This window comes from Pseudomonas sp. SJZ079 (genome assembly GCF_007993865.1).
Classification (GTDB): Bacteria; Pseudomonadota; Gammaproteobacteria; order Pseudomonadales; family Pseudomonadaceae; genus Aquipseudomonas.
In genome coordinates this window covers 103,694-126,145 of the sequence record NZ_VIUH01000009.1, presented here as the reverse complement: position 1 = coordinate 126,145, position 22,452 = coordinate 103,694, and the positions used below count along the sequence as shown (strand labels likewise).

General features: G+C 63.1%; 21 protein-coding genes and 1 pseudogene. 8 read left to right on the top strand and 14 right to left on the bottom strand.

Features of this window, described 5'->3' with window-relative positions; translation table 11 throughout:
- Positions 1-30 precede the first annotated feature (30 nt).
- Positions 31-870, top strand: coding sequence for an HlyC/CorC family transporter (locus FBY03_RS10915; protein ID WP_147172317.1), 840 nt, complete (start codon positions 31-33; stop codon positions 868-870).
- A gap of 192 nt (positions 871-1,062) precedes the next feature.
- A complete protein-coding gene (lnt, locus tag FBY03_RS10910; protein WP_147172315.1) occupies positions 1,063-2,583 on the top strand; it encodes an apolipoprotein N-acyltransferase in 1,521 nt (506 codons plus the stop codon).
- 286 nt (positions 2,584-2,869) lie between these two features.
- Here the strand turns inward: lnt and FBY03_RS10905 are convergent, their stop codons facing one another.
- Together FBY03_RS10905 and FBY03_RS10900 are read right to left on the bottom strand one after the other, a co-directional pair.
- Positions 2,870-3,631 (bottom strand): YdcF family protein, encoded by a 762-nt coding sequence (locus tag FBY03_RS10905; RefSeq protein ID WP_147172313.1) that lies wholly within the window; start codon positions 3,629-3,631, stop codon positions 2,870-2,872.
- Positions 3,632-3,859: 228 nt separating this feature from the next.
- Complete coding sequence (locus tag FBY03_RS10900) at positions 3,860-4,309, bottom strand: hypothetical protein (RefSeq protein ID WP_147172311.1); 450 nt, start codon at positions 4,307-4,309, stop codon at positions 3,860-3,862.
- A gap of 394 nt (positions 4,310-4,703) precedes the next feature.
- Between FBY03_RS10900 and leuS the strand changes: the two genes are divergently transcribed.
- The 5 genes from leuS (at position 4,704) to FBY03_RS10875 (ending at position 10,680) form a co-directional block, all read left to right on the top strand.
- Positions 4,704-7,325, top strand: a complete 2,622-nt coding sequence (leuS, locus tag FBY03_RS10895) for a leucine--tRNA ligase (protein WP_147172309.1) — start codon at positions 4,704-4,706, stop codon at positions 7,323-7,325.
- 60 nt (positions 7,326-7,385) lie between these two features.
- Entirely contained in the window at positions 7,386-7,997 is a 612-nt protein-coding gene (gene lptE, locus FBY03_RS10890; RefSeq protein WP_147172307.1) for an LPS assembly lipoprotein LptE, read from the top strand.
- Between the two features lie 42 nt (positions 7,998-8,039).
- Positions 8,040-9,086 carry a DNA polymerase III subunit delta gene (gene holA, locus FBY03_RS10885; protein ID WP_147172305.1) on the top strand — a complete coding sequence of 349 codons (1,047 nt, stop codon included), beginning with the start codon at positions 8,040-8,042 and terminating at the stop codon, positions 9,084-9,086.
- A 70-nt stretch (positions 9,087-9,156) separates the two neighbouring features.
- Entirely contained in the window at positions 9,157-9,315 is a 159-nt protein-coding gene (gene arfA / locus FBY03_RS10880) for an alternative ribosome rescue factor ArfA (RefSeq protein WP_147172303.1), read from the top strand.
- A 72-nt stretch (positions 9,316-9,387) separates the two neighbouring features.
- Positions 9,388-10,680 (top strand): lytic murein transglycosylase, encoded by a 1,293-nt coding sequence (locus tag FBY03_RS10875; protein WP_147172301.1) that lies wholly within the window; start codon positions 9,388-9,390, stop codon positions 10,678-10,680.
- A 59-nt stretch (positions 10,681-10,739) separates the two neighbouring features.
- Here the strand turns inward: FBY03_RS10875 and FBY03_RS10870 are convergent.
- Positions 10,740-10,937 (bottom strand): annotated as a pseudogene (locus FBY03_RS10870) (lipoyl synthase); the annotation flags it as partial.
- Positions 10,938-11,143: 206 nt separating this feature from the next.
- Between FBY03_RS10870 and lipA the strand changes: the two are divergent.
- On the top strand, positions 11,144-12,196 hold the full coding sequence (gene lipA / locus FBY03_RS10865) for a lipoyl synthase (RefSeq protein ID WP_147172299.1): 1,053 nt from the start codon (positions 11,144-11,146) through the stop codon (positions 12,194-12,196).
- Positions 12,197-12,280: 84 nt separating this feature from the next.
- Here the strand turns inward: lipA and lipB are convergent, their stop codons facing one another.
- The 11 genes from lipB to FBY03_RS10810 form a co-directional block, all read right to left on the bottom strand.
- Positions 12,281-12,916 (bottom strand): lipoyl(octanoyl) transferase LipB, encoded by a 636-nt coding sequence (gene lipB / locus FBY03_RS10860; protein ID WP_147172297.1) that lies wholly within the window; start codon positions 12,914-12,916, stop codon positions 12,281-12,283.
- A 15-nt stretch (positions 12,917-12,931) separates the two neighbouring features.
- Positions 12,932-13,210 carry a DUF493 domain-containing protein gene (locus FBY03_RS10855; RefSeq protein ID WP_147172295.1) on the bottom strand — a complete coding sequence of 93 codons (279 nt, stop codon included), beginning with the start codon at positions 13,208-13,210 and terminating at the stop codon, positions 12,932-12,934.
- Positions 13,211-13,288: 78 nt separating this feature from the next.
- Entirely contained in the window at positions 13,289-14,449 is a 1,161-nt protein-coding gene (locus tag FBY03_RS10850) for a D-alanyl-D-alanine carboxypeptidase family protein (protein WP_147172293.1), read from the bottom strand.
- Positions 14,450-14,572: 123 nt separating this feature from the next.
- Entirely contained in the window at positions 14,573-15,577 is a 1,005-nt protein-coding gene (locus FBY03_RS10845; protein WP_147172291.1) for a septal ring lytic transglycosylase RlpA family protein, read from the bottom strand.
- Positions 15,577-16,587: a lytic murein transglycosylase B gene (gene mltB, locus FBY03_RS10840; RefSeq protein WP_147172289.1), complete on the bottom strand. Its 1,011-nt coding sequence runs from the start codon at positions 16,585-16,587 to the stop codon at positions 15,577-15,579. Before mltB ends, FBY03_RS10845 begins: the two co-directional genes overlap by 1 nt.
- A 17-nt stretch (positions 16,588-16,604) precedes the next feature.
- Positions 16,605-17,708: a rod shape-determining protein RodA gene (rodA, locus tag FBY03_RS10835; RefSeq protein ID WP_178090630.1), complete on the bottom strand. Its 1,104-nt coding sequence runs from the start codon at positions 17,706-17,708 to the stop codon at positions 16,605-16,607.
- A 41-nt stretch (positions 17,709-17,749) separates the two neighbouring features.
- Positions 17,750-19,639 (bottom strand): penicillin-binding protein 2, encoded by a 1,890-nt coding sequence (gene mrdA, locus FBY03_RS10830; protein WP_147172285.1) that lies wholly within the window; start codon positions 19,637-19,639, stop codon positions 17,750-17,752.
- A gap of 13 nt (positions 19,640-19,652) precedes the next feature.
- The gene (gene rlmH / locus FBY03_RS10825) at positions 19,653-20,120 is read right to left on the bottom strand and encodes a 23S rRNA (pseudouridine(1915)-N(3))-methyltransferase RlmH (RefSeq protein WP_147172283.1); all 468 of its coding nucleotides are present in this window, start codon (positions 20,118-20,120) and stop codon (positions 19,653-19,655) included.
- A gap of 12 nt (positions 20,121-20,132) precedes the next feature.
- Positions 20,133-20,504 carry a ribosome silencing factor gene (gene rsfS, locus FBY03_RS10820; RefSeq protein ID WP_147172377.1) on the bottom strand — a complete coding sequence of 124 codons (372 nt, stop codon included), beginning with the start codon at positions 20,502-20,504 and terminating at the stop codon, positions 20,133-20,135.
- A 37-nt stretch (positions 20,505-20,541) separates the two neighbouring features.
- Positions 20,542-21,186 (bottom strand): nicotinate-nucleotide adenylyltransferase, encoded by a 645-nt coding sequence (gene nadD, locus FBY03_RS10815; protein ID WP_147172281.1) that lies wholly within the window; start codon positions 21,184-21,186, stop codon positions 20,542-20,544.
- Complete coding sequence (locus tag FBY03_RS10810; protein ID WP_147172279.1) at positions 21,179-22,447, bottom strand: glutamate-5-semialdehyde dehydrogenase; 1,269 nt, start codon at positions 22,445-22,447, stop codon at positions 21,179-21,181. The genes nadD and FBY03_RS10810 overlap by 8 nt, the downstream gene beginning before the upstream one ends.
- Positions 22,448-22,452: the final 5 nt, after the last annotated feature.

Sequence of the window (22,452 nt, the reverse complement as noted above, 5' to 3'; positions counted from 1 at the left end):
CCCCCACGAGTAAGGATTCCGAGTCCCCCCATGAGCGAAGACCGATCGAGCAACGAGCAGAAGTCCTGGTTGAACAAACTGACCCAGGCTTTTGCTCATGAGCCGAAAAACCGTCAAGAACTGCTGGAAGTGCTACGAGAAGCGCACCAGAACAAGCTACTCGACAGCGAAGCCCTGGCGATTGTCGAAGGCGCCATTCAGGTGGCCGACCTGCAAGTTCGCGACATCATGGTTCCCCGCTCGCAGATGATCAGCATCAAAGCCAATCAGATGCCCAAGGAATTTCTGCCGTCGATCATCGAAGCCGCCCACTCACGCTATCCCGTGGTCGGCGAAAGCCTCGACGACGTGGTCGGCATCCTCCTGGCCAAGGACCTGCTGCCGCTGGTCATGCTCGATGAGCAACCGAGCTTCAACATCAAGGACCTGCTGCGCCCGGCGACCTTCGTGCCCGAATCCAAGCGCCTCAACGTGCTGCTGCGCGAATTCCGCGCCAATCACAACCACATGGCCGTGGTCATCGATGAATACGGCGGCGTCGCCGGCCTGGTGACCATCGAGGACGTGCTCGAGCAGATAGTCGGCGACATCGAGGACGAGCACGACGTCGAGGAGGACAGCTACGTCAAGCCGCTGCCCAGCGGCGACTTCCTGGTCAAGGCCCTGACCCCGATCGACAACTTCAACGAAGCCTTCGCCTGCGAGTTCTCCGACAACGAGTTCGACACCGTCGGCGGCTTGGTGATGAGCGCCTTCGGCCACCTGCCCAAGCGCAACGAAGTGACCGAGATCGGCGACTTCCGCTTCCGCGTACTCAACGCCGACAGTCGGCGCATCCATCTGCTACGCCTGACGCCACTCGAGCGTTGAGGCCCTGGCGCCTTGCAAGGTGGGCAAGCTTGCTTGACCCACCGCACGCGGCCAGCGCAGTCAACTGCCGATAAAATCGCGCTATTTGCGCCATTCCGGCGGCGAAGTTTCAGCCTTTTCCCACCATACGGCTTGCCCGCGGCCGCCAGTTCCCTATAGCCTCCTGCGGTCTTTCATTGCCAAGGATTTACGATGCGCTGGATCACCCGCCCCGGCTGGCCGGGCAACCTCCTCGTGGCGGCTGCCGGCGCCGTCACCACCCTGGCGCTCGCCCCATTCGACCTGTGGCCGCTGGCCATCCTGTCTATCGCCCTGTTCTACCTCGCCCTGCGCGACCTGAGCCCGCGCCAGGCGGCATGGCGCGGGTGGTGGTACGGCTTTGGCCTGTTCGCCGCCGGCACCAGCTGGGTGTATGTCAGCATCCACGATTACGGCGCCGCCTCACCGGCGCTGGCGGCCGTGCTGACCCTGGGCTTCGTCGCCGGACTGGGGCTGTTCTTTGCCTTCGCCGCCTGGTTATGGGCGCGCTGGCTGCGGCGTGCCGAAGCGCCCCTGGCCGACGCCCTGGCATTCGCCGCACTGTGGCTGGCGCAGGAGGCCTTTCGCGGCTGGTTCCTCACCGGCTTCCCCTGGCTCTACGCCGGCTACAGCCAGCTCGACGGGCCCCTGGCCGGATTGGCCCCCCTGGGCGGCGTGTGGCTGATTTCTTTTGCCCTGGCGCTGACCGCGGCGCTGCTGGTCAATCTGGCGCAGTTGCGTAGCCGCACGGTGTTTCTCGCCGCCGGCATTGCCCTGCTGCTCGCTCCCTGGATAGTCGGCATGGCCCTGAAGGATCACGCCTGGACCCAGCCGGCTGGCGCCCCGCTGAAGGTCGCGGCAATGCAGGGCAACGTGGAACAGAACCTCAAGTGGGACCCGGCGCAGCTCAACGCACAACTGGCGCTGTACCGTGACATGAGCTTGAGCGCCAAGCCGACCGACCTGATCGTCTGGCCGGAAACCGCAGTGCCGGTACTCAAGGAACACGCCGCCGGCTACCTGAGCGTGATGGATCGCTTCGCCCGCGAACGACAGGCGGCGCTGATCACCGGCGTACCGATCCGCCAGGCTAACGAGCGCGGCGAGCCGCGCTACTACAACGCGGTCAGCGTGATCGGCGACGGCAGCGGCGACTACCTGAAACAGAAACTGGTGCCCTTCGGCGAATACGTGCCCTTGCAAGAGGTGCTGCGCGGGCTGATCGCCTTCTTCAACCTACCTATGTCAGACTTCGCCCGCGGCTCGGCCACGCAACCGCTGCTGCAGGCCAAGGGCTACAAGATTGCCACCTATATCTGCTATGAAGTGGTCTACCCCGAGTTTGCCGCCGGACTGGCCGCCCAGAGCGAGCTGTTGCTGACCGTCAGCAACGATGCCTGGTTCGGCAGTTCGATCGGCCCGCTGCAACACCTGCAGATGGCGCAGATGCGCGCCCTGGAGGCGGGCCGCTGGATGATTCGCGCGACCAACAACGGCATGACCGTACTGATCGACCCCCATGGCCGGATCACCACGCAACTGCCGCAGTTCGAGCGCGGTGTGTTGTATGGCGAGGTCCAGCCGATGCAGCAGTTGACCCCCTATTTGCGCTGGCGCGCCTGGCCGCTGATCATCCTCTGCGCCCTGCTGTTCGCCTGGGCGCTACTGGCCAGCCGCATGGCCAAGACTCTGTAGCGCGGCCAGAGGCAAACACCTAGGGTCTGTTGCCGTTTCATTCGCGGCCGCGCCGTAGCTTGTTTTTGCGCGAGGCAAGACACGAGGAGCGCGGTTTGGTTGTTCCAAATGAGCGACGAGAAACGCCGCATCGCGCAAAAACAAGCCCGGCCCTTCGGGTTGCGCGGGAAATGGCCCCCGCTGTTGTTGCAGGACTTGGCAAGGGAATGACCATTACCTGCGTCCTACGCCTAATCGGGGGCCATTTCTCGCGGCAACGCGGCTCGCAATGAAACGGCAACAGACCCTAGGGATAGGCCAGCGGATAGGTCAACAATCCAATGGCCTCATTGAGCAACAAGCCGCTCTGCCACAGCGCCTTGCTTTCCGGCAGCCAGCCGCCAGCAGGGCGACCGTTCGACACACCGAGAAAGCCTACCGGGGCGGCTAGCACCTGAAAGCCGACTTGCTCGAAGCACCAGCGTGCCCTGGGCATGTGCCACGCCTGAGTCACCAACAGCACACGCTTGACGCCCTCTTGGCGCAGCAACTCGGCGCTGTAGGCCGCGTTTTCCCAGGTCGTCCGACTCGCCTCCTCCTGCCAACGCACAACCACGCCATAATCGCGGGCCAGCACCTGAGCCATCAAGGCCGCCTCGCTGGGTGGCTCGCCGTAGTGCAGGCCGCCACTGACCAACAGCGGCACCCCCGAAGCCTTGGCCAGACGCGCCGCATAGCGCAGCCGCTCCAGGGCAAAAGGACTCGGCTGATCAGCGCCCCAGGCAGGGTCGTTCTGCTCACGCCCGCCGCCCAGCACGACGATCGCATCGACCTCCTGCGCCAGATCGCCCCACTGCGCCTGCTGCAGCGCCGAGTCGGACTCCAGCAGTCGCGCGGACCACTCCACGGTAATCGGCAGACTCATCAGCCACAGCCCACCCACTGCCACAGCGAAGCAGGCAGCCGCCAGGCGCGCAAAGCGCCCACGCAACCACCAGGCCGCGAGCAGCAACAGCAGCAACAGGCCTGGCGGCAACAACAGCTGTTTGAGGGCACAGCAAATGGGCATCAAGCGCCTCCACGAATGCGTGAAGCCTACCAGAGCCCTGCACCGCATTAGGCTTGCTTACCCGGAACAAGGGCCTATCGCCGCACACCTGCCACGACAAAGAGAGAGGCTCCACAGTCGCAGACAGCCGTACTATCCGAGGAGACGACTAACTCGCCGAGCGCATCGGCAGCGACGCCTCAGACTCTCGCCGTCACTAACGGCGTGATAGCCACCGCCCATTACCTGCTATTGCTGGGCGTTACCCGCCCGGAATAGCTGTGAGCCACAGACAGAGCAGGCCTTGGTCCCCTTACCCGACTGCCAATCGGCAGCGACACCGCACAGGGCGCAACACAGCTGCACCCGCTGCTTCAGCGGCGGCCTCAGCTTGCCATGCCCCTTACTGGTTGCCTTTTGGGTCGAGCGCCAAGGTTTCAGCGGCTGCGCCGGCCATCGTTCCAGCTGCGCGAGCTCTTCTGCCGCGGCATGCCAGCCGCGCAGCCAGTTGAGATCCCGATCCAGGTAGGCGCGAATCAATTCGAGCTCGGCAGAGGTCAGGCCGTGCAACTCCAGATCACGCGGCGGGTCGGCAGATACACGGCTCAGGCTGTCTGCCTCATCCAGGGCCAAGGCGAGCCGTTGCAACAGCCGTTCATACAAACCGCCGCCTATCTCTGTTCGCCGCAATTCACCCATCCACCCACCTCGCGCCGGGCTCAAAACATGCGGCCCCTATATCCAGCTTAGCGGCAGCCCCTTAACCGGCAGGACGTAGCGACCAACGGCGCGCAACCAAGAGCAGACGCCAACGTGCGGCTGTAATCAGGGTTTCCCTCAGTCAAGGGGGGTCATGTATGCTACGGCGTTTACCGAACAGGCGGCACGAAAGCGAAGCGAGCAAAGGCGAAACGCAACGTGCGGAGTACCGGCCCAAGGCTGTTCCGCAGGTCGAGCGTAGCGAGTACAGCAGGCAAAAACGCCATTTACACTTAGGTAGATGAGCATTCGAGCCTGCTCCCAACGCCGTATAGCCGAGCGCAACTGCTTTCACCCCACCTGTATAAGCCTCCATTCCCCAGCGCCAGTAGCCATGTACGAACAGTATCAGCCACGCGAAATCGAAGCCGCCGCGCAGTCCCATTGGGACGCGCAAAAATCCTTTGTAGTGAATGAACAGCCGGGCAAGGACACCTTCTATTGCCTGTCGATGTTCCCCTACCCGAGCGGCAAGTTGCACATGGGTCACGTGCGCAACTACACCATCGGCGACGTGATCGCCCGCTACCAGCGCATGCAGGGCAAGAACGTGCTGCAGCCGATGGGCTGGGACGCCTTCGGCATGCCGGCGGAAAACGCCGCGATGAAGAACCAGGTCGCACCCGCCAAGTGGACCTACGAAAACATCGACTACATGAAGACCCAGCTCAAGAGCCTGGGCCTGGCCATCGACTGGACGCGCGAAGTCACCACCTGCAAGCCGGACTACTACCGCTGGGAACAATGGCTGTTCACCCGCCTGTACCAGAAGGGCGTGATCTATCGCAAGAACGGCACCGTCAACTGGGACCCGGTGGACCAGACCGTACTGGCCAACGAGCAGGTCATCGACGGCCGCGGCTGGCGCAGTGGCGCACTGATCGAAAAGCGCGAAATCCCCATGTACTACTTCAAGATCACCGCTTATGCGGATGAACTGTTGAGCAGTCTGGACGACCTGGATGGCTGGCCGGAACAAGTCAAGACCATGCAGCGCAACTGGATCGGCAAATCGCGCGGCATGGAAGTGAGCTTCCCCTACGACGTCGCCAGCGTCGGCGAAGCCGGCAGCATGAAAGTCTTCACCACCCGCCCGGACACCCTGCTGGGCGCCACCTACGTGGCGGTCGCGGCCGAACACCACCTGGCGTCCGTCGCCCTCGCACGCCTGCCAAGCGACCAGGCGGCCGAGCTGCAGGCCTTCATCGACGAATGCAAACGCGGCGGCGTGGCCGAAGCGGACATCGCCACCCAGGAGAAGAAAGGCCTGCCCACCGGGCTGTTCGTCGAGCACCCGCTGACCGGCGAGAAACTGCCGGTGTGGGTCGCCAACTACGTGCTGATCCATTATGGCGACGGCGCGGTAATGGCCGTACCGGCCCACGACGAGCGCGACTTCGAGTTCGCCCACAAATACCAACTGCCGATCAAAGCCGTCGTGCGCACTGCAGCCGGCGATGAAACCCCGGCGCCCTGGCAGGACGCCTACGGCGAGCATGGCCAGCTGATCAACTCCGGCGAGTTCGACGGCCTCGACTTCGAAGGCGCCTTCGACGCCATCGAAGTGGCCCTGCAGAAAAAATCCCTCGGCCAGGCACGCACCCAGTTCCGCCTGCGCGACTGGGGCATCAGCCGCCAGCGCTATTGGGGCTGCCCAATCCCGATTATCCACTGCGCCAGCTGCGGCGATGTACCGGTGCCTGAAGACCAGCTGCCGGTAGTGCTGCCTGAGGACGTAGTGCCGGACGGCGCGGGCTCACCGCTGGCCAGGATGCCCGCGTTCTATGACTGCAGCTGCCCAACCTGCGGCAGCCCGGCCAAGCGCGAAACCGACACCATGGACACCTTCGTGGAAAGCTCCTGGTATTTCGCCCGCTACGCCTCGCCTCAGTACACCGGTGGCATGGTTGACCCGGCCGCCGCCAACCACTGGCTGCCGGTGGATCAATACATCGGCGGTATCGAACACGCCATCCTGCACCTGCTGTACGCGCGCTTCTTCCACAAGCTGATGCGCGACGAAGGCCTGCTCGACTCCAATGAGCCGTTCAAGAACCTGCTAACCCAGGGCATGGTGGTCGCCGACACGTATTTCCGTGTACTGGAAAACGGTGGCAAGGACTGGTTCAACCCGGCCGATGTGGAAAACGAACGCGACGCCAAGGGCAAGGTCATCGCCGCCAAACTGAAGAGCGACGGCCAGCCGGTGGAAATCGGCGGCACCGAGAAGATGTCCAAATCGAAAAACAACGGCGTCGACCCGCAAGCGATGATCGATGCTTACGGTGCCGACACCTGCCGCCTGTTCATGATGTTTGCCTCGCCGCCGGACATGAGCCTGGAATGGTCCGACTCCGGCGTCGAGGGCGGCAGCCGCTTCCTGCGTCGCGTCTGGCGCCTGGCCCAGGCCCACGTCAACGCCGGCCTGCCATCCGCACTGGACAAGAGCACACTCAACGACGCGCAGAAAGAGGTACGTCGCGCCATCCACCAGGCCATCAAGCAAGCCACCCAGGACATTGGCCAGCATCACAAATTCAACACCGCCATCGCCGCCGTGATGACCCTGATGAACGTGTTGGAAAAGGCCGCACAAGGGACCGAGCAAGACCGTGCCCTGCTGCATGAGGGCCTGGAAAGCGTGGCCCTGCTGCTCGCGCCGATTACCCCGCACATCAGCCATCAACTGTGGTCGGAGCTGGGCCATCAAGGCGCGATAATCGATGCCCGCTGGCCACCGCTGGACGAGTCGGCCCTGGTGCAAGACAGCCTGACCCTGGTGATTCAGGTCAACGGCAAACTGCGCGGACAGCTCGAAATGCCGGCCAGCGCCAGCCGCGAGGAGGTCGAGGCGGCAGCGCGGGGCAACGAGAACGTACTGCGTTTTACCGAAGGCTTGGCCATTCGCAAGGTGATTGTGGTGCCGGGCAAACTGGTCAATATCGTCGCCAACTGATTACACTCGGCGCGCCCAGACAGCGGTGCGCCGGGATGCTCGACTTAGGGGAAAACAAAGATGATGAAACGGAATCTGTTGGTAATCGGTCTGGCTGTACTGCTTAGTGCCTGTGGCTTCCAGCTACGCGGTACCGGTGATGTGCAGTTTGCCCTCAAGGAGCTCGACGTCAGCGCCCGCAATGCTTACGGCGAGACGCTCAAGCAAGTCCGCGAGGTGCTGCAGAACAACGATGTACGCGTGTACCCCGGCGCGCCCTACAGCCTGATCCTGAGCAACGAGCAGGAAGACCAGCGCGCCGCCAGCTACACCAGCTCGGCGCGTACTGCCGAATACGAACTGACCATGACCCTCGACTACGAGATTCGTGGCGCGAAAAATCTGCTGTTGATGCGCAACCAACTGGAAGTGCAGAACTTCTACGTGCAGGACAGCAACAACCTGATTGGCTCGGGCCAGGAAGGCGCGCAGCTGCGCCAGGAAATGCGCCGCGATCTGGTACAACAGCTGGTACAACGCCTGCGCCAGGTGACCCCTGCGCAGCTCGACCAGCTGCAACAGACCGCCGAAGCCAAGGCCAAAGCCGAAGCCGAGGCACTGGAGGCCGCTCGCCGGTTCGAGGCCTCGCAGCCGCAGCAATCCCCGCTGCAACTGCCGACGCAACTGCAGTAAGCCCGCGCGGGCCGCCTAGGCGGTCCGACGCCCGATCAGCCGATGAAACTCAACCCCGCACAACTCAGCAAACACCTCCAGGGCAACCTGGCTTCGGTGTATGCGGTCAGTGGCGACGAACCGCTGCTGTGCCAGGAAGCCTGCGACACCATTCGTGCGGCCACCCGCCAACTGGGTTTCAGCGAGCGCCAGGTGTTCAACGCCGAAGCCAATTTCGACTGGGGCAACTTGCTGCAAGCCGGCGCCAGTCTTTCCCTGTTCGCCGATAAACGCCTGCTGGAACTGCGCCTACCCTCCGGCAAGCCCGGCGATAAAGGCAGTGCGGCATTGCTCGAATACCTGGCCCGACCACCGGAAGACACGGTCTTGCTGATCAGCCTGCCCAAGCTCGATGGCAGCACCCAGAAAAGCAAATGGGCCAAGGCGCTGATCGACGGGCAGCACACGCAGTTCCTGCAGATCTGGCCGATCGACGCGCATCAGTTACCGCAATGGATTCGCCAACGCCTGGCCCAGGCTGGCCTCAGCGCCAGCCAGGAAGCCATGGAGATGATTGCCGTGCGGGTCGAGGGCAACCTGCTCGCCGCCGCCCAGGAAATCGAAAAACTCAAGCTACTCGCCAGCGACGGTCAGGTCGACGCCAGCACCGTACACGCAGCGGTCGCCGACAGTGCGCGCTTCGACGTCTTCGGCCTGATCGATGCCGCACTCAACGGTGAGGCCGCGCACGCCTTGCGCATGCTCGAAGGGCTGCGTGGCGAAGGCGTCGAGCCCCCCGTAGTGCTCTGGGCGCTGGCTCGCGAGCTGCGTTTGCTGGCCACTATCGCCCAGCAATACGGCCAAGGCATGCCGCTGGACAAAGCCTTCAGCTCGGCACGCCCGCCGGTATGGGATAAACGCCGACCACTGGTCAGCAAAGCCCTGCAACGCCACTCGGCCGCGCGCTGGGCGCAGCTGCTGCTCGACGCGCAACGCATCGACGCGCAGATCAAAGGTCAAGCGCCTGGCGACCCCTGGAGTGGCTTGAGCCTGCTGGCCCTGAGCATATGCGGGCAACGCCTGGGCCTCGCCAGCGACGCTTACCCATAGCCTGGACATTTTCTCAGCTGCAGAGCATCCTGCGCTCGCCCGCAGATCGCAGGCGCAAATGAGAAAACTCATGGCCAAGAAAACCAAGCATGGCCCGAATAAGGCCAAGTCCCTGATCGCCCAGCCACTGTTCCGTTGTCGCCAGGAAAAACCGCATAAAGGCGAAGGCAGCTATCGCCGCGAAGCCTCCCAGCAAAACTGGGAGGCTTCATGCTTTGTGGCAGCCTGAAAACCGCGCCGTAACCCGCATAGGGCCTCATTCGTGCTAAGGTAACGGCCTGCAAAACCTGCTGAGACCACCATGCCAAACCTGCTTCTTCGCAGCCTGAGCCACACGGCCTCGGCCTGCATCTTCCTGTTGTTGAGCGCTTGCAGCGAAGCACCTGCACAATCGCTGGCAACCGCGGCAAACACCCCAGGCGAAAGCCACACCAACCTGCCGGCGACAATTATCCCCGCCGCCAGCGAGCAGCTCAGCTTCGCCGATTGGCGCGCTCTGCTGCGCAGCGATGCCATCGCCGCGGGCATCGAACCCGAACTGTTCGACCGGGCCTTTGCCGGGGTCAGCCCAAACCCCGAGGTATTGGCCGCTGACAGCAGTCAACCGGAGTTCACCCGTCCCGTCTGGGAATATCTCGACGGCGCCGTATCGCCCGCCCGAATCGCACGCGGTCGCAGCCTGCTCGCCCAACAGCGCGACAACCTCACGCGCATCGAACGGCGTTATGGCGTGGATGGCGAGATCCTGGTGGCGATCTGGGGCCTGGAAAGCAACTTCGGCAGCAATATCGGCAATCACAACGTAATCCGCTCGCTCGCCACCCTGGCCTACCAAGGCCGCCGTCAGGTGTTCTGGCGCAGCCAATTGCTCGCTGTACTGCAGATACTTCAGCATGGCGACATCACCCCGGAACGCCTGATCGGCTCCTGGGCGGGCGCCATGGGCCAGACCCAGTTCATGCCGACCACCTACAACCAGCATGCGGTGGATTTCGACGGCGACGGCCGTCGCGACCTGTGGAACTCCTCGACCGACGCGCTGGCCTCGGCCGCTCACTACCTGCAAGCCTCGGGCTGGCAACAAGGCCAGCCCTGGGGCTTCGAAGTCCTCCTACCGGGCGATTTCGACTATAGCCTGGCCGACCCAGAGAACCGTCGCAGCCTGGCCGAATGGACGAGACTTGGCGTCAAGCCCGTGAATACGTCGATGTCCATGGCCAGCGCCAGCCCCGCGACCCTGTTGCTGCCTGCCGGCCATCGCGGCCCGGCCTTTGTGCTGCTGAGTAATTTCCGCAGCATCCTCAAGTACAACAACTCGACCTCCTACGCTTTGGCCATTGGCCTGCTGGCCGACGGCCTGCGCGGCGGTGCAGGCGTGCACGGCAGCTGGCCACGCAGCGATCGCCAGTTGGGCCGCAGCGAACGTATCGAACTGCAAACGCTGCTGGCGCAGAACGGCCTCGAGCCAGGGCCTGCCGACGGCATTATCGGCGCCAACACCCGCAAGGCGGTGCGCGCCTTTCAACAAAGGCGCGGTCAACCGGCCGACGGCTACCCGAGCTACGAGCTGCTCGAACAGCTGCGTAACTACTGAAACGCAACGAATGAAAAGGAGACCCGAGGGTCGTCTTTTTTATTCAGCCAAGCATTTATTCAGCCGGCTAAGTGATTCTTGGCCTCGTGCGCCTGCTGATCCGCGTGGTAGGACGAACGCACCAGCGGACCGGCAGCGACGTTCTTGAAGCCCATCTTGCTGCCTTCCTCGGCGAACCAGGCGAAGGCGTCCGGATGCACGAAGCGCTGCACCAGCAAGTAGCTACGCGAGGGCTGCAGATACTGGCCGGTGGGCAGCTACCCCAGCGAGGAGCTGTTGAAGCAACTGCGCGGCCACTGAAACCGTTTGCCCCTCAGGCCGGCTCGGGGTGACACTTGGCACTCGCCGACCGTACCGCTACACGGCAGACAGCCGCCAGCTTGTGAGAACAGCTTCTGTGATAGACTTCGCGGCGGCCACAAGCCTCTCGCCAATGGAGCCTCTAACGGAGCCCAGATTTCCGATGTCAGACACGTCCTCGACTAAACCCGTTGCCAGCGGCGAAAAATTCCGCACTATTCAGGGCACCACTGCGATCAAGGATGGCCAGAAGCGCCGTACCTCAGCCGAACCCCAGGTGTATGAACCCAAGCCCAAATGGCTGCGGGTCAAAGCGCCCGGCGGCAGCCGCTTCGAAGCGGTCAAGCGCAATGTCAGCGAGCACCGCCTGAGCACCGTTTGCCAGGAGTCGCACTGCCCGAACATGGGCGAGTGCTGGTCCAACGGTACCGCCACAATCATGCTGATGGGCTCGGTGTGCACCCGTGCCTGCCGTTTCTGCGCGGTGGATACCGGCAACCCGAACGGTTGGCTGGACCAGGAAGAGCCACAGAACACGGCCAAGTCGGTCGAACTGATGGCGCTGCGCTATATCGTGCTGACCTCGGTGGATCGCGACGACCTGCAAGATGGTGGCGCCAGCCACTACGCCGCCTGCGTGCGCGCCATCAAGGAGCGCACGCCACAGGTGGTCGTGGAAGCCCTGACCCCCGATTTCAACGGCGACCTGCAGGCCATCGAACGGGTGGTGGATTCCGGCCTGCAGGTGTTCGCGCAGAACGTCGAAACGGTCAAGCGCCTGACCCATGTGGTGCGCGACCCGCGTGCCGGCTACGAGAAGACCTTGCACGTGCTGGCGCATGCCAAGCGCCACCGCCCGGATGTGCTGGCCAAGACCAGCCTGATGCTGGGCCTGGGTGAAACCGACGAAGAAGTCATCGAAACCATGGATGACCTGCGCGCCATTGGCGTGGACATCCTCACCCTCGGCCAGTATCTGCAGCCCACCCGCAATCACCTGCCGGTCAAGCGCTGGGTCAGCCCCGAAGAGTTCAATCGGTTCCGCGATATAGGCCTGGAAAAGGGCTTCATGGAAGTGGCTGCCGGTCCGCTGGTGCGCTCCAGCTACCGGGCCGACAAGGTATTCGAGAAGAACAATCTGGGTCTGGCCGCACCGGTTTCGGTACCGGGTCAGGACATCGCCCCGAGCATCATTCCGGCACTCAACCTGAATTGACGATCCCCGGATTACGCCTTCGGCTAATCCCGACTACGGCTGTGGTGATGACCTAGGTCGGATTAGCGGAGCGTAATCCGACGGTCACACCACGCCCTGGGATTCATAACCCAGCCGCTGGCGCAGCGCTTGCTCGAGGCGCTGCGCCACCTCGTCGAACGCGGGCGGCGCGTCGAGCAGATCCCTCAGCTGCACCATTTTCAGCCCCGCATAGCCGCAGGGATTGATCCGCCAGAATGGCGACATGTCCATGTCCACATTGAGCGCCAGGCCGTGGAACGAGCAGCCCCGGCTAACCCGCAGCCCCAACGAGGCGATCTTCTCGCCGTTGACGTACACGCCAGGCGCATCGGCCTTTGGTGCCGCCGCCACGCAATAGCTGGCCAGCACATCCACCAGGCTCTGCTCCATAGCCGTCACCAAATCGCGCACCCCCAGATCCAGGCGGCGCAGATCCAGCAGCAGATAGGCCACCAGCTGACCCGGGCCGTGGTAGGTGACCTGCCCGCCGCGCTCCACCTGAATTACCGGGATGTCGCCCGGCGCCAACAGATGCTCGGGCTTGCCGGCCTGACCCTGGGTGAACACCCGGGGATGCTGCAGCAGCCAGATTTCGTCGGGCGTCAGTTCGTCGCGCTCGGCGGTCAGCCGACGCATCGCTTCCAGGGTCGGCAGATAGTCCACGACGCCAAGGTGGCGTACGACGAGTTCGGATGCCACTAGGGTCTGCTCCCGTTACAACACCATTTGCACGCGACCGGTGGCGCGCAGGTCGACGTGGATGGCCTGCAACTGCTCCACTCCGGTGGCGGTGATCAGCACCTGCACCGAGAGGAAACGGCCATTGCGGCTGTCGCGCAGCACCAGGGTGCTGGCGTCGAGATCCGGCGCATGCCGCTGGATCACCTCGATCACCAGATCGGCAAAACCGTCGCCGGCCTCGCCGATCACCTTGATCGGGTAGCGCTCACAGGGAAACTCGATTTTTGGAGCTTGAACATCGGTATCAGTCATGGCGATGGCGGACTCGTGATCCGCGAAGACGGCCGCCGGCCACACCCAACTGAGGCATGCTGGCGGCGGTCGACACAGTTAGTTGAACAAAGCGTAGAAGAACAGACGAATGCTATCCCACAGGCGACGGAAGACGCCACCCTCCTCGACGGCATCCAAGGCAACCAGGTCGGCGCTGTGCACCACCTCGTCAGCCAGCTTCACCTCGACCTTACCGATGACATCGCCCTGCTGGATCGGCGCGATCAACTGCGGGTTGAGGGTCATACCGGCTTGCAGTTTATCCAGCTGGCCCTTCGGCAGGGTCAAGGTCAGGTCATTGGCCAAGCCGGCTTTGAGCTGACGGGCGCTACCTTTCCAGACTTGCGCCTGAGCCAGTTCGGTGCCCTTCTGATAGAAGGTACGGGTCTCGAAGAAGCGGAAACCATAGGTCAGCAGTTTCTGCGTCTCGGCGGCGCGAGCCTGCTCGCTGTTGGTGCCGAACACTACCGAGACCAGACGCATACCGTCGCGCACGGCAGACGAGACCAGGCAGTAACCGGCTTCATCGGTGTGCCCGGTTTTCAGGCCGTCGACGGTTTTATCGCGCCACAACAGCAGGTTGCGATTCGGTTGTTTGATGCCGTTCCAGAAGAACTCCTTCTGCGCATAGATGGCGTAATGCGCAGGGTCTTCATAGATGATCGCCCGCGCCAGCTTGGCCATGTCGTGGGCCGAGGAGTAGTGCTCGGGGTCCGGCCAGCCGGTGGCGTTGCGGAATTGGCTGTTGCTCATGCCCAGGCGCTCGGCACTGGCGTTCATCAGGTCGGCGAAGGCGTCTTCGCTGCCGGCGATGTGCTCGGCCAGCGCCACACTGGCGTCGTTGCCGGACTGAATGATGATGCCGTGCAGCAGGTCATCGACCGAGACCTCCTTGCCCACCTCGATGAACATCTTCGAGCCGCCCATGCGCCAGGCCTTCTCGCTGATGCGCACCATGTCGGTTTCTTTGATCTGGCCACGGTTGATGTCCAGCGTCGCCAGGTAGGCGGTCATCAACTTGGTCAGGCTGGCGGGCGGTAGACGCTCGTCGGCATTGTGCTCGACCAGGACGTTGCCGCTCGCGGCATCCATCAGCACATAGGATTTGGCTGCCAGCTGCGGCGGTGCAGGAATCACCATTTGCGCGGCCCAGGTGACCGGCGCAGTGAGCAGCAGAAGGGACAAGGAAACGCGTTGGGCAAAACTGGTGATATTCATCCGTCTCTCAAAGTTGCTAAGGGTCAAACAGGCCCGCGAGGGCAAATTAGGGGGCGCCGCACAGGGTAAACGACCCGACCGCGGCTCGGTGCTTAGTCTGACGAGCGACCAATAAGTGCCATGTCAATCGGCCTTCACCAGCCTTGACGGACCAAGATTGGCCAGGCGCACACTGTCTTGCAGTTGCTCAGCCTCGCCCTGACTGTTGATCGGGCCCAGTCGCACGCGGTGCAGAATCTGCTGGTTGTGCACCACTGAGCTGATGAACACCGGTGCAGCGACCGTCTCGCTCAACTTGTCCTTGAGCAGCTGGGCAGCGTCCGGATTGGCGAAGGCGCCCACTTGGAGATACAGGCCAGAGGCTGCGACTGAAGCGTTTTTTTTTGCGTCGATTTGCACCGGCAGCATCGCGGCTGCGTGCTGCTCCAGGGGCGGCGCGTACTGCTCGAGGGGTGCAGCCACCGGCTGCGCGATAGTCTCCACCTGGGCAACCTGCTGCGGCTGAGCCAGCACCATCGGCACCGGCTGGCCGCGCTGAGCCCACCACTCCTGCGGGTCGATACCCTCGACCTTGACGCGTGCCGTGCCGTTCTCGGCATAACCGAGTTTCTTCGCCGCGGCAAAGGACAGGTCGATGATCCGGTCGGAATAGAACGGCCCGCGGTCGTTGACCCGCAGGATTGCCGTCTTGCCGTTTTCCAGGTTGGTCACCCGAACATAGCTGGGCAGCGGTAGCGTCTTGTGCGCTGCCGTCATACCGTACAGGTCATAGGTTTCGCCGTTGGCGGTGGCCTGACCGTGGAACTTGGTACCGTACCAGGACGCCGGCCCGGTCGCCTGATAGCGCCGCGCATCGGGGATCGGGTAGTAGGTCTTGCCCAGCACGGTATAGGGGTTGGCCTTATAAGCACCATGGTGCGGCATCGGCACCGCATCGTGAATGCGCGAGACGTCGACATCCCACCAGGGCGCGCCATCCTTGTGCGGGCGGTTGTAATCGCCCGGACCGGAAATCCCCCCGCCCGCCTGTGTCGGCGCAACAGGCTGCGGCGCCCGGCTGGAGGAGCAGCTGGCCAACAGCAGCGCGAGTGCGCCACAGGCGGCGAGCTTAAGCGGCATGCTGGCCATCAGTGAGCACCTCGCGCGTCGACCAGCAACTCGGCCAATTGATTCACCGCCATGGCGTACATCACGCTACGGTTATAGCGGGTAATCACGAAGAAATTCGGCAGCCCCAACCAGTATTCGTCGCCTTCGGCGCCTTCCAGACGGAAGGCGGTGACGGGCAGTTCGTCGGTCAGAGGAGCAGCGCTGGCCCAGCCTAGCTGGCGCAGTTCGCCGACCGTCTTCACCGGATCGAGTCCCTGAGTCAGGCCTTGTTCGGCCTGCTCGCCCTGGATGCTGGCGGCGCTGACCACCGGCTCACCCGGCTGCCAGCCGTGCCGTTTGAAATAGCTGGCGACGCTGCCGATGGCATCGTCCGGGTTGGTCCAGATGTTGATATGGCCGTCGCCATCGAAGTCCACCGCATAGGCGCGGAAGCTGCTCGGCATGAACTGCGGCAGGCCCATGGCGCCGGCATAGGAACCTTTCAGGCTGAGCGGATCGACCTGTTCCTCGCGGGCCAGCATGAGAAACTCACGCAGCTCCTTGCGAAAGAACGGCGCCCGCGGCGGATAATCGAACGCCAGGGTCGACAACGCATCGACCACCCGGTAGTTGCCGGTATTGCCACCGTAAAAGGTTTCCACGCCGATGATCGCCACGATCACCTGAGCCGGTACGCCGTACTCCTGCTCCGCGCGCGCCAGGACCTGCTCGTGTTCGCGCCAGAAATCCACGCCACGGGCGATACGCGAGTCGGTGATAAAGATCGGCCGGTAATCTTTCCAGGGCTTGACCTTCTCCGCCGGGCGCGAGATGGCATCCAGAATCGACTGCTTGCGCTCGGCTTCGGCAAACAGGCTGAGCAGTTGCTCGCTGGCGAAGCCGTAATCCCGGGTCATCTCGGCGACAAACTCGGCGACCTGCGGTGAGTGCTCGTACTCGGCGGCGGCAGCCTGCTGAGTCAGGCCGAACAGACCCGCCAGGCCAAGCCAAGGTGCATGCCGAGTAGCCCAGCGACGCAGTATTTGCATTGAATTCATAAGCCCAATTAAACCTGAGTAATCCATTTACGGTGGGTGTGGATCGACATCAAAATCCCGAACCCCGAGAGCAGGGTAATCAGTGAGGTTCCGCCGTAACTAATGAACGGCAGCGGCACGCCCACCACCGGCAACAGTCCACTGACCATGCCGATATTGACGAAGACATAGACGAAGAACGTCATGGTCAAGGCTCCGGCAAGGAGCTTACCGAACAGCGTCTGCGCTTGCACGGTAATCACCAATCCGCGAGAGATCAGCAGTACGTACATCAACAGCAACAGACACACGCCGACCAGGCCGAACTCCTCGGCGAGCACGGCAATGATAAAGTCCGTGTGGCTTTCCGGCAAAAAATCCAGGTGCGACTGGGTACCCAGTAACCAGCCCTTGCCCAACACCCCGCCCGAGCCAATCGCCGCCTTCGACTGGATGATGTTCCAGCCACTGCCCAGGGGGTCGCTCTCTGGATTGAGAAAGGTCAGCACCCGCTGCTTCTGGTATTCGCGCAAGACGAAGAACCACATGCCCACCGCGAGCGGCACCACGGCCGTCAGCGCGCCGAGGATCCAGCGCCATTGCAGGCCGGCCATAAACAACACGAAGGCCCCGGAAGCGATCACCAACAGCGAGGTGCCCAGATCCGGCTGCAGCAGAATCAGCACGAAGGGCACGATAATCAGCGCCAGGCTGATACAGATGTGCTTCAAGCGCGGCGGCAGACTGCGACCCGACAAATACCAGGCGATGGTCGCCGGCATGATGATTTTCATGAATTCGGAAGGCTGGAAACGGATCACCCCGGGGATGTTGATCCAGCGGGTGGCACCCATGGCGTTATGCCCCATGACATCCACCGCGACCAGCAGGCCGACCCCCGCCACATAGGCCAGCGGCACCCAGCGCGCCATGAACCGCGGTTCGAACTGGGCGATGATGAACATGCCCACCAGGCCGATGCCAAATGAACTGGCCTGTTTGATCAGCAGCGCGACGCTCTTGCCGCTGGCCGAATAGAGGATAAACAGGCTGCCGGCCGCCAGTATCAATAACAGCAGCAACAAGATGCCATCGATGTGCAGACGCTGCAGCAGGCTGGCGCGCCGGCGCAATACGTCGTCTTCGCTGGACAGGGTGCGATCGAAGTTACTGTTCATCGGTGGCTAATCTCCGCGCTCAAGGGTGGCGCGTACTCGGCCTTCAATTGACCGCTGTCATCCAGCAACCAGGCGTCCATCACCTGCTTGACCACCGGCGCCGCCACGCCCGAGCCCGACTCGCCATTCTCCACCATTACGGCCACAACGATCTGCGGGTTCTCCACCGGCGCGAAGGCGACGAACAGGGCATGGTCGCGATGGCGCTCCTGGACCTTGCTGCGGTCGTATTTCTCACCTTGCTTGATCGCCACCACCTGCGCCGTACCGCTCTTGCCGGCGATGCGGTACACCGCAGTGTCGCCGACCTTACGCGCGGTGCCGCGCGGACCGTGCATGACCTGTTCCATGCCGAAGCGGGCGTAATCCCAGTACTTGGCATCGTGCAGCTGGATGTCCGGCAGCGGCTCAGAATCAACTGGCGGCCGGCCTTCGATGCTCTTGGCCAGGTGCGGACGAATCCACTTGCCGCGACTGGCCATCAGCGTCGCGGCCTGCGCCAACTGCAGCGGCGTGGTTTGCATGTAGCCCTGACCGATGCCGAGAATCAACGTCTCCCCCGGATACCAGGGCTGGCGATAGCGCGCACGCTTCCAGTCGCGTGAAGGCATCAAGCCGGAAGTCTCCTCGAACATGTCCAGGGACACCCGCTGACCGAGACCAAAACGGGTCATGTAGTCGTGCATCCGGTCGATGCCCATCTTATGCGCGAGGTCATAGAAGTAGGTGTCATTGGAGCGCATGATCGCCATTTCCAGATTCACCCAACCGTCACCGCTGCGGTTCCAGTTACGGTACTTATGCTGCACGTTGGGCAACTGATAGAAGCCGGGATCGAACACCCGCGTAGAGGGGGTGATCACCCCGGCATCCAGGCCCGCCACCGCCATCATCGGTTTGATGGTCGAGCCCGGCGGGTACAGCCCACGCAATACCCGGTTGAACAGCGGCCGATCGATCGAGTCGCGCAACTCGGCATAGGCCTTGAAACTGATGCCGGTGACGAAGGGGTTGGGGTCGAAACTCGGTTGACTGACCATGGCCAGCACCTCGCCGGTCGCCGGCTGGATCGCCACGATGGCACCGCGGCGACCGCCCAACGCGGCCTCGGCAGCCTCTTGCAGGTGCACATCGAGGGTCAGCCGGATATCCTTGCCGGGCAGCGGGTCGGTGCGTTTGAGCACCCGCAACACGCGGCCGCGGGCATTGGTCTCGACCTCTTCGTAGCCCACTTCGCCGTGCAGCTCCGCCTCGTAGAAGCGCTCGATCCCGGTTTTACCGATGTGGTGAGTGCCGCTATAGGCCACTGGATCGAGACCTTTCAACTCCGCCTCGTTGATCCGCCCGACATAGCCCACCGAATGGGCGAAGTGCTCGCCCTGCGGGTAATGCCGGACCAGCTGCGCGGACACCTCGACCCCCGGCAAGCGGAACTGATTGACCGCGATACGGGCGATCTGCTCTTCGCTCAACTCGAACAACACCGGCACCGGCTCGAATGGCCGCCGGCCCTGGCGCACGCGCTTCTCGAACAGCGTGCGCTCATCCTCACTGAGTTCCAGCACCTCGACTATGACATCCAGCACCTGCTGCCAATCACCCGCCCGCTCGCGGCTCAGGGTCAGGCTGAAGCTGGGTCGATTGTCGGCGATGATCACCCCATTGCGGTCGAAGATCAGCCCACGGGTCGGCGGAATCGGCTGCACATGCACCCGATTGTTTTCCGACAGGGTCGAGTGATACTCGTACTGCACCACCTGCAGGTAATACAGACGGGCAACCAACAGGCCGATCAGCAAAAAAACCACAGCCGCACCGACCAGCGCGCGCCTGCGGATCAAGCGCGCGTCTTTGTCATGGTCGTTGAGGCGGATCGGTTGAGGCATCGGCGACTGCTGGTTATTTGTGATACGGGTGGCCGGACAACACCGTCCAGGCCCGATAGATTTGTTCGCCGATGAGGATGCGCACCAGCGGGTGTGGCAAGGTCAACGGCGACAGCGACCAACGCTGCTCGCTGCGCGCCTGCACCTCCGCCGCCAAGCCTTCCGGACCACCGACCATGAGGTTGACGGTGCGCGCATCCAGGCGCCACTTGTCCAGCTCGACGGCCAACTGCTCGGTGCTCCACGGCCGCCCTTCGACCTCCAGGGTGACGATACGCTCCCCCGCTTGCACCTTGGCCAGCATGGCTTCGCCTTCCTGGCGGATCATCCGCGCCACATCGGCGTTTTTGCCGCGCGTGGTCAACGGAATTTCCACCAGCTCAAGCGCCAGTTCGGCGGGCATGCGCTTGGCATACTCCTGCCAGCCGTCCTCCACCCAGCGTGGCATCCGCGAGCCGACGGCGATCAGCTTGATACGCACAACGGCCGACCCTTACTCGTGATCCGGGTGCAGGTCCTGGCTGTGCTGTGCACGGCTCTGCTCGGCGCCCTGCCAGAGACGCTCGAGGTCGTAGAATTGACGGGCAGTCGGCAGCATCACGTGGACCACGATGTCGCCCAGGTCGAGCAGCGCCCACTCACCGGTATCCAGGCCTTCGCTGCCAATCGGGCGCACGCCCTTTTCCTTGACCTTCTCCAGCACGTTGTCGACCAGCGACTTGACGTGACGGCTGGAGGTGCCGCTGGCGATCACCATGAAATCGGTGATGCTGGTCTTCTCGCGCACATCGATGGTGGTGATGTCTTGCGCCTTGATGTCTTCCAGGGCAGCGATGGCCAGTTTGACCAGGTCTTCGCTGAGCATTTCTTGCTTCTTCATAAGTAACTCGTTTGTCTCGTGTTCAGTTAACGGCACGGTACAGCCCGTGCGCGTGGATATAAGCCAGTACCGCATCGGGCACCAGAAAACGTATCGACTTTCCGTCCGCCAATAGCCCGCGGATCTGCGTGGCGGACACCGCAAGCGGGGTCTGCCAGACAAAAGAAATCTGCCCGCCAGGCCCACTCAGGCTCAGCGGATCATTGACGCTGCGCGCTGCCAGCAGGTTGCGCAGGGCTTCCGGAGCGTCGCTGTCGGCATCCGGCCGTTGCAGCACCAGAATGTGACAGTGCTCCAATAACTCGGTCCAACGGTGCCAGCTGGGCAGCCCACAAAAGGCATCCCAGCCCAGCAACAGAAACAATTGATCGTCGGCGTCCAGTTCGGCGCGCAACGACTCCAGGGTATCGATGCTGTACGACGGCCTGTCGCGTTTCAGCTCGCGATCATCCACGCACAGCGGCGGCAAACCCGCCACGGCCAGTTCGACCATGGCCAAACGGTCGCTGGCCGACACCTGCGGCGCACTGCGATGCGGCGGACGCGCGCTGGGGATCAGACGCAACTCATCGAGCGCCATGAACTCCGCCACTTCCAGCGCGCTGCGCAGGTGACCTATATGTAGCGGATCGAAAGTACCGCCAAACATGCCAATACGTTTAGGCATTCTGCCCGCGCAGTTGACCGTCGCCGATCACCACATACTTCTCACAGGTCAAACCTTCCAGGCCGACCGGACCGCGGGCATGCAGCTTGTCGGTGGAGATGCCGATCTCCGCACCGAGGCCGTACTCGAAGCCATCGGCAAAGCAGGTCGGGGCGTTGAGCATTACCGAACTGGAATCGACCTCGGCGAGAAAGCGCCGGGCATGGCCCTGATGCTCGGTGACTATGGCATCGGTGTGGTGCGAACCATAGTGATTGATGTGTTCGATGGCCTGTTCCAGGCCGTCGACCACGCGAATCGACAGGATCGGCGCCAGGTACTCGGTGTGCCAATCCTCTTCGCTGGCCGGCAGTACCTGAATCAGCGCCTGGGTACGCGCGCAGCCGCGCAACTCGACGCCCTTCTCGGCGAACAGCTGCGCCATGGCCGGCAGAAACGCGGCCGCTATTGCCTGGTCGACCAACAGGGTTTCCATCGCCCCGCAGATGCCATAGCGGTAGGTCTTGGCGTTGAAGGCGATCTGCTGCGCCTTGGCCAGCTCGGCCAGGGCATCGACATAGACGTGACAGATACCATCCAGGTGCTTGATCACCGGCACCCGCGCGTCACGGCTGATGCGTTCGATCAGGCTCTTGCCGCCACGCGGCACTATCACGTCGACGAACTCGGGCATCGAAATCAGCGCACCGACGGCGGCACGGTCGGTGGTTTCCACCACCTGGACCACGGCAGCCGGCAGATCGGCGGCAGCCAGGCCGCGCTGAATACAGGCGGCGATGGCGCGGTTGGAATGAATGGCCTCGGAACCGCCGCGCAGGATGGTGGCGTTACCGGACTTCAAACACAGGCTGGCGGCGTCGATGGTCACATTGGGCCGCGACTCGTAAATGATCCCGATCACCCCCAGCGGCACGCGCATCTTGCCGACCTGAATACCGGACGGACGGTAGCTCATGTCGCGAATCGCGCCGACCGGATCGGGTAAGCCGGCGACCTGGCGCAGGCCTTCGATCATCCCGTCGATACGCGCCGGGGTCAGCGCCAGGCGGTCGAGCAGCGCCGGTTCCAGGCCATTGGCACGGCCGGCGGCGAGGTCTTTTTCATTGGCCTCGGTCAATTCGGCGCGCGCGGCATCCAGGGCCTCGGCGGCGGCCTGCAGGGCGCGGTTCTTCTGTGCGCTGCTGGCACGGGCGACTATCCGCGAGGCTTCGCGGGCCGCGCGGCCCAGACGGGTCATATAGTCGAGCACGGACTCTGTCATGGTCT